This is a genomic window from Streptomyces anulatus, assembly GCF_000721175.1.
Classification (GTDB): domain Bacteria; phylum Actinomycetota; class Actinomycetes; order Streptomycetales; family Streptomycetaceae; genus Streptomyces; species Streptomyces anulatus_C.
Genome location: NZ_JOEZ01000075.1, coordinates 1 through 8,891 on the forward strand (window position 1 = coordinate 1; position 8,891 = coordinate 8,891).

Consider the following 8,891-nt stretch of genomic DNA (forward strand, 5'->3'; position numbering starts at 1 on the left):
CGTGCTGGAGGAGGTACGGGGAGGTGGTCTGCGCAAGTCGGTTGGCCATGGGCCCAATCCTCGCGCACCCTCCCCCACGACACCCGCGCGCCACGGGGCGCGGCGTGAACGGGCAGGTGGGACAGGTGTGCCCTTCCGGAACCGGGCTGCCCGGCACCGCCGGACAGTAGGCTGACCCCAGCAGCGCCGGGACTGCCGAGGCTCCTCGAAGGAGGTACACCATGACCGCCGAGATGGTGGCGCCCGCGTGGATGCATTCGCAGATCAGCGCGGAGCAGTACGACTCCTGGACCGAGGAGCAGTGTGCCGGCATCGAGATCGTGGACGGAATGGTCGTCGTGAGCCCGAGCGCCTCCAAGCGGCACAACCGGCTGGCGCGGATCCTGACCAATGCCCTGGACGCCGCCGCAGGCCCGGACTGGAACGCCGACACGGACTTCGACGTCCGCTTGCAGGACGTGCCGCTCACCAACCGCCGTCCGGACGTCACCGTCTACCGGGCAGAGACCATCGACCTCACGCCCACCCGCCCCGAGCACGTGCTCCTGGTCGTCGAGGTCGTCTCCCCGGGGTCAGAGACCACCGACCGGATCGTGAAGGTGGACCAGTACGCCAAAGCCGGCATCCCCTTCTACTGGCGCATCGAGCAGTCCGCCACCGGCGTCCCGATCGTCTACACCTACGTCCTCGACCCAGCCAATAGGGCCTACCGGGACGGCGAGGTGTTCACCGGCACCGTGAAGGCCACCGCGCCATTCCCTGTCACGGTCGACCTCGGGACCCTGTGAGCAACGAGGAATCGCCCGCGCCCTCGGCGCCTCCGATGTCCTGTGGGTCAAGCTTGGCGTTCAACGTCGCTGGGCTTGGTGTTCCTTGATCGATTCGGCGCGTTTGACGGTCTTGCCGACGTCGTGGCGCCTGGCCCGTTGCTTGTTCTTCGAGCCGAGAGGCCGCCCAGGACCTGGTCGGGACGGTTTCGGCGCGTTTGCCGGGCGGGCTGGCGCGGGCCAGATACTGACGGGCTGGTGGTCCGACCACATCGGCCGCAAGCACCTCATCACCGCGGGCATGCTGCTCCAGGCCGCCGCCATCGCGCTGGTGGCCGCCGGGACCACCTTCGGCGTCTGGGCCACCGCCCAGGTCCTCCTCGGCATCGGCACCGCCCTGGTCTACCCCACCCTCCTCGCCGTCATCGGCGATGTCGCCCACCCCGCCTGGCGGGCCCGCGCGGTCGGCGTCTACCGGCTGTGGCGCGACGGCGGCTTCGCCGTCGGGGCCCTCCTCGCCGGCGTCCTGGCCGACGCCTACGGCCTGACCACCGCCATCTACGCCATCGCCGCGCTCACCGCCGCCTCCGGGCTGCTGGTGGCGGTGCGGATGTACGAAACGCACACCCGGGCCTGACTCCGTCCAGGGCCCGGCACCGCCCCGGCCGCCGTCCGAAGCGGCTCGGGGACGGAAGTGCACCGGGAAGGCAGGTGGCCCGGACGAAGCGGCGGCTGGAGCGAAGGGGGTGGGCGGGGGAGGTGCCGGGGTGCCCGTCGAGTTGCCGGTGACCGCGGAGTCGGCATGCCCCGGGTTCAGGCGGCGGTGGTCGCCGCTGACGCTGCGGGCGCCGTAGCCCAGGTTGTCCAGCACCAAGGCCGCCTGCGCGCCCCGGACGCCGTGACCAGTCCGAAGGCCCGGGGGCGGCGCGCCGGTCACGGCCGGCGAGGGCATCGGCGAGACGGGGACCGGGGGTATGTTGCGGCCGGCGTTCCCCTTCGTCCGGCGGGAAGGGGGTGCGTGAGGCGGCAGGCGTCACGTCGGCGCGCTGCGGGCGGGCATCCATGGCCGCGGGGCGCGGCGTACCGCGCTCAGCGGACGAGAACGTGGAGCAGCCCGCCGAGGCCGAGCAGGCAGGTGAGCGCCGTGCCGGCGAGCGGCAGGCGGCCGGCGAGCGGCGGGGCACCGCGCCGGAGGCGGTCCTGTGTGCGCCGGGCGCGTCTGTCGGCCATGGCCAGCAGCGCCAGGCTGAGGGGGAGAGCGGTGGCCAGGACCGCGACCGCGAGGGCCGTGCTGTGGTGCGAGGCCAGTTTGGCCAGGCCGAGAGCGGCCGCGGCATAGGCGAGGGCGGTGCGCTGCCAGGCCAGGGCGGTGCGCTCGGGCGGCAGGCCGGGGTCCCAGGGTTCCCACTGCGCCGGGCCGCTCACGGCAGGGCGACGACGAGGACGAGTCCGCAGCCCGCGAGCATGAGGGCGCCGGTCAGGACCGGAGCGGCACGGAACGAGGGAAGCGGCTTGTGTGTCCGCAGCGCCCGCCCGACGGCGGACCAGCGGAGCAGGGCGGCCAGGGCCCAGCCGATGCCCAGGGCGATCAGGCCGAGGGCGGTGACGTCACGGGCGAGTGAGCGTGTGACGAAGGTGTCGATCCCGACGCCGCCCGCCATGAGGGCGAGGGCGGTGCGCTGCCAGGCGAGGAAGGTCCGTTCGTTCGCCCAGGTGAAGCGGGGGTCGGGGTCGCTCCCGGTCTCCGCCGGAAAGTCGGGTTGGCGGGGGTGGGTTTCGCGTGTCATGGGCGGGCGCGATCCGTGTGCTGGGGTCCCGGGTCCCTGGGCGGGACCGGACGGGACGAGGGGAGGGAAAAGACAGAAGGGGCGGAGGGCACGGGAGACGGCGGCGAGCTGGGTGACGACGTCCTTGCAGTCACGGCCTGCCTCCATCATGGCGATGACGCCCGCGAGCTGGCCCTGCGCCCGCCGCAGCCGGTTGAGGACCGCGGTCGTCGCTTCTTGTTCCATCTTCACCGGGTTCCTCCTTCTTGCCGACTCTTGCGGACAGGATACCCCTTAGGGTATTGGGTTCAGTTGTGTGCGCTCGGCTCCCGGGAGCCTACCTGGGGCACGGCGAAAGGCGGCCGTGGCCTGCGTGCCCGTACGGCCCTCCACGCCACGGCCGCCACCGCGGCGAGACCGAGACCGGTCCAGGTGACCGGGCTGGCCCAGACGGCGCCGGGCAGCTGCTGGGTGAGGACGAAGACGCCCATGACGACGACGAACCAGCCGAACGCCTTGCGCAGGGTGTCCGGGGGGATGCGCCCGGCGAAGCGGCTGCCGATCAGGCTTCCGACGACGGCCGCTCCGGTCACCATCAGCGCGAGGTTCCAGTCGATCGAGACGCCCGAGAGGTGGCCGGCCAGGCCGGAGAACGACTTCATGGCGATGACCAGGAGCGAGGTGCCGACGGCGACGCTCATCGGCAGTCCGCCCAGCAGTGCGAGCGCGGGGACGACGAGGAATCCGCCGCCGGACCCGACCAGACCAGTGACCGCGCCGACCACGAGACCTTCCACCACCACGTGCTTGACGGGCAGTTCGGTGTGGGCCGGCTTGGCCGCCTTGGGCTTGCGGGACTTGCGGAGCATGGCGAAGGCGGTGGCGAGCATCATCAGGGCGAACGCGACGAGCAGGACGGTGCCGGGGATGTACTCCGCCAGGCGTCCGCCGCCGTAGGCGCCGACCATGCTGACCGCGCCGAAGATCAGACCGGTGCGCCAGCGCACCCGGCCCGCGCGGGCGTGCGGGATGAGCCCGACCGCGCTGGTGACGCCGACGACGAACAGGGAGGTGGCGATGGCCTCCTTGCTGTCCATGCCCGCGAGGTAGACCAGGATCGGCACGGTCAGGATGGACCCGCCACCGCCCAGGATGCCCAGGCTGATGCCGATCAGGACCGATGCCGCGAGGACGAGGGTGATCACGAGCGGTCCCGCAGGGAGGCGACGACGGTGCGGATGTCGGTGCGCGGGCCGCGGTTGTAGGGCAGCTTGGACAGCATCATGCCCATCGCGCAGGTGTTGCTGAGCGCGGCGAACGTCAGCCCGGCGCCGATCGCGGTGCCTATCAGGTGCGCCCCGGGCACGAAGACGCCCACCACGCCGGTGACCAGGACGATCGAACCGGCGATCAGCCGGACCTGGCGCTCCAGCTCCCAGCGGGCCTCGCCCCGGTTGACGGGGGCGCCCGCGGCCTCCCAGGCCATCATGCCGCCGTCCAGGACACGCAGGTTCGGCAGACCGGCCTCCGCGAGGGCCTGCTCGGCCTGGGCAGCACGGGCACCGGAACGGCAGACCAGGACGACATCCTCGTCGAGGTGGGCCAGAAGCTCGGCGCGGTGCTCGCGCAGGGTGTCCAGCGGCACGTTGTAGGCGCCGGGTATGTGCGAGGTGCGGAACTCGCCAGGGGTGCGCACGTCCAGCAGGCGCGGGGCGCGCCCGTCCTTGAGCAGGTGCTGGAGGGCGGTGGAGGTGAGGCCGGCGGTGCGGGAGGCGTCGGTCGTCATGGGAACTCCGTCGTGGTGAGGTGACCCCGCACAGGAATACGGGGAGGGAGGGGTAGGTGTCGGGCGGGGGGCGGCGCGCCCGCGCGGTGCCCGTCAGGGCGTGAGGGGCCCCGGTGCGGGCGCGCCGACGGCTTGCGTCAGCCGGTCAGGCGGCGGCCGGGGTGTTCAGCAGGGCCCAGGCGGCGTAGCCGCCGAGGATGTCGGAGACGTCGGTGAAGCCGCGGTGGCGCAGCAGACTCGCGGCGATCGAGGAGCGGTGGCCGCCCGCGCAGTGCAGGACCAGCGGCGTCTCGCGCGGGATCTCGTCCAGGCGGCTGGGCAGCTCGCCGAGCGCGATGTGCAGGGCGCCGTCGATGAAGCCGTGCTCGCCGCGCTCGCCGCAGTTGCGGACGTCGAGGACGACCGGCGGGTTCTCGCTCTCCAGGGCGGTGCGGACCTGGGCTGCGGTCAGGCGGCTGGCCGGGGTGACCTCGTCGGCCAGGGCGGTCAGCGCGTCGTCGGGGGAGCGCAGGTATCCGGCCACGCGGTCGAAGCCGATACGGGCCAGGCGGGTGACGACCTCCTCCTCGCGGTTCTGCGGGGCGAGGACGAGGAGGTCGGCGTCGGTGGGCAGGACGGTTCCGGCCTGCTCGGCGAACCGGCCGTCGGCCGGCACGTTGACCGCGCCGCGCAGGTGTCCGGTGGCGAACTCCTGCGGGTCGCGGGCGTCGACGACCACGGCGCCGGAGGCGCGCAGGGCGGTGAAGTCCTCGACGTTCAGGGGCCGGGGGGCGGCGGCCGGGTCGTACAGCGGGCGCTCGCTGCGGTTGAGCTCGGCGTCGTAGGCGAAGTAGCCGGGGGCGGCGGACTGGCCGGCGGTCACGATCGCCACGAACTCGTCCTGCGACATGGGTGCGCAGGCGTAGTTGGTGGCGCGCTGGGCGCCGATGGTGGACTGCTTCTCGGTGGAGAGGTTCTTGCCGCAGGCGGACCCGGCGCCATGCGCTGGGAAGACCCGCACCTCGTCCGGCAGGCCCATCAGCTTGTTCTGCACACTGTCGTACAGCATGGCGCCGAGCTCGTCGGCGGTCACGCCTACGGACGCAAGCAGGTCGGGGCGGCCCACGTCGCCGATGAACAGCGCGTCACCGGTCAGCGCGCCGTACGGGACGGTGTCCTCGCCGCGCTCGTACACCAGCACACTGATCGACTCCGGGGTGTGCCCGGGCGTCTCCATGATCTCCAGGGTCACATCGCCCAGGCTGATCGTCTCGCCGTCCGCGAGGTGGCGGATGGGGTACTCCGTCTCGGCGCGGCGGCCGTAGCCGATCCAGGCGCCGGTCTCCTTGGCCATCTCCAGGTGGCCGGCCACGAAGTCGGCGTGGAAGTGCGTGTTGATGACGCCGACGATCGTGAAACCGCGGGCCTCGGCGTCGGCCAGGTACTCGGATATGTCCCGGCGCGGGTCCACGACCACTGCCTTGCCCGTGGACTCGTCGGCGATCATGTACGACGCCTGGGAGAGGCAGTCGAGGTAGTACTGGGAGAAGAACATCGAAGAGCCTCCATGACGAATGGCGCGGATACCGGAGGGGGTATCCGTGAGGTCAAAAGGTGGCCCGCTCCCGAAAGGGGCGGGCAGGCATGCGAGGGGAAGGTCAGGCCGGCCCGGGGGCGGCACCCGTCACGACCGGGCGGCCGGTTCCGGCCCAGCCCCGGGTTCCCCCGGCGACGGAAATGGCGTCCACGCCCGCGGCGGTGAGCCGGTCCGCGGCCCACTGGCTGCGGTTGCCGCTCGCACAGATCACGAACACCTCCCGGCCCCTGGGCAGGTCCGGCAGCGCGGCGGCCAGCGCGGACAGCGGTGCGAGCCGCGCGCCGGGCACGTGCCCCGCCCCGTACTCCTCCGGCTCCCGCACGTCGACGACGACGGCGCCGGCGTTCCAGGCCGCGGCGAAAGTCTCCAGATCCACTTCACGAGCCATCGGCACGATCACCTCCAGATACCCCCACGGGTATGTCGTCTTCGACGGTAAAGGGCTGCCGCCCCCCATGTCAAATACCCCGAGGGGTATTCGATCCGGCCTCGTCGGCACGGGTGCGCACCCGCTTGAGCGCCGTGCGGCACTCAAGCGGGAAGCCCGCGGGCGGCGCCCCGGCGGCGGCGTCCGCCGGAGCGGATCACGCGCACCGGCGCCCTGCGGGGCGGTACGCACCCCGCGCCGCGGGCGGCAGCGCGTCGAGGGCATGGCCTCTGCGGCGCCCGCCCGGCGGGTGCGCGCCGGCGAGGACTCCGCCCGCCTCTGACATCTGCGCGAGGAACGCGGCGCTCACCGCACGGGCAGGCGTGCCACACCTCCCCGCATCCATACCCCGGCGGGTATGCCGTCGGGAGAATAGAGGGCTCCACGCTCGGCCGTCAAATACCCCTGTGGGTATATTCTCGGCGCGGCGGCCCTGCGGGCCGCCCGGTACGGCCGGGAACAGGAGGCACCCCCGACCTGTTCATATACCCACCGGGGTATTTTCGAATCGTCTGGAGATGACATGGCCACAGTGGAACTGACCCGCGACACCTTCGATGCGACCGTCGGGGCGGGCGGCATCGTGCTGCTCGACTTCTGGGCGCAGTGGTGCGGCCCGTGCCGCATGTTCGCCCCGGTCTTCGAGCGGGTCTCCGAGCGTCACCCCGACATCGTGTTCGGCAAGGTGGACACGCAGGTAGAGCAGGAACTGGCATCCGCCTTCGCGATCTCCTCGATCCCCACCCTGATGGCGGTGCGCGACGGTGTCGTCCTGCACGCCCAGGCCGGAGCCCTGCCCGAGACCGCGCTGGAGGAACTGATCGCGAAGGTCCGCGAGATGGACATGGACGACGTGCGCCGGCAGCTGGCCGAGCGCACACCATGACCCGGGCGCCCCGCACCGATCCGATGCCGGCCTGTCGGCCGGGACCTGCCGCCCCGGACTGCTGCGGCGGCCTCCACCGCCCCGACCTCGGGAGCGGCCGGCGGACGCGGCCGCCTGCGGGGGCGGGAGCCTCCACCTGTTCGGTGATCGCCGCGCCCCTCTCGTGAGCCGGCCGCCCGATCGCGATGGCGCAGGCGCCGACGAGCTCCGTCGGCCTCCACTTCCCCCTTGCGGCGCCGGGTCAGGTCCTCGCAGAGTCGGACGCCCGGCCTTGGTGATGGCTGGGTTCCGCCCGGTACCCCGCCATCAGCCCCCTGGGGCACCTGTCTGTCGGCAGCCACCGCCTGGCCCGGGCTTCGGCGGATGGACCGCCTGGGCACTTGACGACGGCACCCTGCTGGACGTTCTGAGACAGAGCCTCCTGGACATGGTGGCGGAGCAGCCCGCGTCCGGCGGCTCGGCAGCAGACGTCTCCGCCGCGCGGCACGCCCGGTTGAAAGACGCCCGGAAGCAAGCGGATGCAGATGCTCCGATCACCCTCACCGTCCGGGATCTGCTGGGCTGGTGGGGGGCTTCCCGACGCGGCTACCTGATCAGCGAGCAGATAGCCAGTGAGCTGACCAACCACGGCCTGTCCACCGTTCCGGACTTCGCAGCCGTAGGCATCGACGACCGGGTCACCTTGACCGGGCCGTCATTGGATACCGAGGACACGGACGAGGAAACGGCCGAACCGGAGGCGGCAACAGAGCAGGCGGAGCCGAGGACGACCGGCACACCAGCGACCGCCACCACCTCCGGCAACGCGGAGGACAAGGGCGAGCCGATCCAGGGGCAGACGGTCGGCAACCTGCCCTCGGCGCTCAGAGGAGTGGTATCGGTGACCTCCTCGGCGAGTTTCGAGGAAGCACTCACCAAGACGCAGCTCAACGGGTACTCGCAGCTGCCGGTGCTTAACGGAACTCGGAACCTCCAGGGGTCCGTCACCTGGGAACCCATTGCCCAGCTCGCCATGGACGGGCTCGCCGAGATCGTGGCGTCCCACGAGGAGGAGCACGGCGCGCTCACGGAGCAAAAGATCGAAGCGCTCGTCGCGAGCTGTTCGGAGACGTGAACGCCGAGGATGCGGAGCGGGGCGCCGCGTGAAGGAGCAGCCGGCCCGCTCGCTGGTGCTCGACTCCGAGGCGCTCTCTCTGCTCCTGCGCAACGACCGCGGCAAGGCGGCTCGCGTCGAGGCATCCCGGCAGGCTGGGGTTCCCGTTCTCGTGTCCGTGCTGACCATCGTTGAAGCCGTACGCGGGAAGACCGATCTGGCGCGCTTGAAGTGGGTGCTCTCCCGACTGCGGGTGGAACCGGTCAGCCGGGAGGACTCCCTGACTGCCGTGGAGCTGCTTCAGGACGCAGGCGGGCTGCACGGGCACAACTACGCGATCGATGCCCTCGTCGCCGCGCTCGCGCTCCGCGTCCCGACCCCCGTGATCGTTCTGACCTCTGACCGCGACGACTGGTCGAAGCTCTGCGGGAAGAGCGTGATCATCAGAGACGTGTAAGCACCGTCGACTACTGGGTCTGTGAGTTCACTGGCACCAGTGGCAGCTGGCGTACCCGACGCTGAGCAGCACGGGCACATCCCGCTTCCTGGCCTCCTCGAACGCCTCGGGCGACCAGGGCCACCAGTCGACG

11 protein-coding genes and 2 pseudogenes are annotated in these 8,891 nt (G+C 71.9%); 5 read left to right on the top strand and 8 right to left on the bottom strand.

Annotated elements, in window-relative coordinates:
- Positions 1-221: 221 nt before the first annotated feature.
- A complete protein-coding gene (locus IG90_RS0138335; protein ID WP_030595769.1) occupies positions 222-788 on the top strand; it encodes a Uma2 family endonuclease in 567 nt (188 codons plus the stop codon).
- 142 nt (positions 789-930) lie between these two features.
- Positions 931-1,404, top strand: coding sequence for an MFS transporter (locus tag IG90_RS0138340; RefSeq protein ID WP_233436217.1), 474 nt, complete (start codon positions 931-933; stop codon positions 1,402-1,404).
- A 452-nt stretch (positions 1,405-1,856) separates the two neighbouring features.
- Here the strand turns inward: IG90_RS0138340 and IG90_RS0138345 are convergent, their stop codons facing one another.
- The 7 genes and pseudogenes from IG90_RS0138345 to IG90_RS0138375 all read right to left on the bottom strand — a co-directional run bounded on the left by IG90_RS0138345 (position 1,857) and on the right by IG90_RS0138375 (position 6,283).
- Positions 1,857-2,192 (bottom strand): DUF202 domain-containing protein, encoded by a 336-nt coding sequence (locus tag IG90_RS0138345; RefSeq protein ID WP_030595775.1) that lies wholly within the window; start codon positions 2,190-2,192, stop codon positions 1,857-1,859.
- The gene (locus IG90_RS46985; protein WP_033895073.1) at positions 2,189-2,554 is read right to left on the bottom strand and encodes a YidH family protein; all 366 of its coding nucleotides are present in this window, start codon (positions 2,552-2,554) and stop codon (positions 2,189-2,191) included. Before IG90_RS46985 ends, IG90_RS0138345 begins: the two co-directional genes overlap by 4 nt.
- Positions 2,555-2,638: 84 nt before the next feature.
- Positions 2,639-2,779: pseudogene (locus IG90_RS46990) on the bottom strand (metal-sensitive transcriptional regulator); the annotation flags it as partial.
- A gap of 62 nt (positions 2,780-2,841) precedes the next feature.
- Positions 2,842-3,738 (bottom strand): sulfite exporter TauE/SafE family protein, encoded by an 897-nt coding sequence (locus IG90_RS0138360; protein ID WP_030595778.1) that lies wholly within the window; start codon positions 3,736-3,738, stop codon positions 2,842-2,844.
- Positions 3,735-4,319: a rhodanese-like domain-containing protein gene (locus tag IG90_RS0138365; protein ID WP_030595782.1), complete on the bottom strand. Its 585-nt coding sequence runs from the start codon at positions 4,317-4,319 to the stop codon at positions 3,735-3,737. The genes IG90_RS0138360 and IG90_RS0138365 overlap by 4 nt, the downstream gene beginning before the upstream one ends.
- Positions 4,320-4,464: 145 nt before the next feature.
- Complete coding sequence (locus IG90_RS0138370; RefSeq protein WP_030595785.1) at positions 4,465-5,853, bottom strand: MBL fold metallo-hydrolase; 1,389 nt, start codon at positions 5,851-5,853, stop codon at positions 4,465-4,467.
- 103 nt (positions 5,854-5,956) lie between these two features.
- Positions 5,957-6,283, bottom strand: coding sequence for a rhodanese-like domain-containing protein (locus IG90_RS0138375; RefSeq protein ID WP_030595789.1), 327 nt, complete (start codon positions 6,281-6,283; stop codon positions 5,957-5,959).
- 562 nt (positions 6,284-6,845) lie between these two features.
- Here IG90_RS0138375 and trxA point away from each other — a divergent pair.
- The 3 genes from trxA (at position 6,846) to IG90_RS0138390 (ending at position 8,758) form a co-directional block, all read left to right on the top strand.
- Complete coding sequence (gene trxA / locus IG90_RS0138380) at positions 6,846-7,208, top strand: thioredoxin (RefSeq protein ID WP_030595794.1); 363 nt, start codon at positions 6,846-6,848, stop codon at positions 7,206-7,208.
- Between the two features lie 427 nt (positions 7,209-7,635).
- On the top strand, positions 7,636-8,322 hold the full coding sequence (locus IG90_RS0138385) for a CBS domain-containing protein (protein WP_209443595.1): 687 nt from the start codon (positions 7,636-7,638) through the stop codon (positions 8,320-8,322).
- Positions 8,323-8,350: 28 nt separating this feature from the next.
- Positions 8,351-8,758, top strand: a complete 408-nt coding sequence (locus IG90_RS0138390) for a PIN domain-containing protein (protein WP_030595800.1) — start codon at positions 8,351-8,353, stop codon at positions 8,756-8,758.
- A 33-nt stretch (positions 8,759-8,791) separates the two neighbouring features.
- Here the strand turns inward: IG90_RS0138390 and IG90_RS43150 are convergent.
- Positions 8,792-8,891: pseudogene (locus IG90_RS43150) on the bottom strand (DUF255 domain-containing protein); the annotation flags it as partial.

What these genes read in the sequence shown, in the direction of transcription:
- IG90_RS0138365 (WP_030595782.1), bottom strand. Translation starts at nt 4,319, where the DNA reads ATGACGACCGACGCCTCCCGCACCGCCGGCCTCACCTCCACCGCCCTC.
- IG90_RS0138335 (WP_030595769.1), top strand. Translation starts at nt 222, where the DNA reads ATGACCGCCGAGATGGTGGCGCCCGCGTGGATGCATTCGCAGATCAGC.
- trxA (WP_030595794.1), top strand. Translation starts at nt 6,846, where the DNA reads ATGGCCACAGTGGAACTGACCCGCGACACCTTCGATGCGACCGTCGGG.
- IG90_RS46985 (WP_033895073.1), bottom strand. Translation starts at nt 2,554, where the DNA reads ATGACACGCGAAACCCACCCCCGCCAACCCGACTTTCCGGCGGAGACC.
- IG90_RS0138385 (WP_209443595.1), top strand. Translation starts at nt 7,636, where the DNA reads ATGGTGGCGGAGCAGCCCGCGTCCGGCGGCTCGGCAGCAGACGTCTCC.
- IG90_RS0138370 (WP_030595785.1), bottom strand. Translation starts at nt 5,853, where the DNA reads ATGTTCTTCTCCCAGTACTACCTCGACTGCCTCTCCCAGGCGTCGTAC.
- IG90_RS0138375 (WP_030595789.1), bottom strand. Translation starts at nt 6,283, where the DNA reads ATGGCTCGTGAAGTGGATCTGGAGACTTTCGCCGCGGCCTGGAACGCC.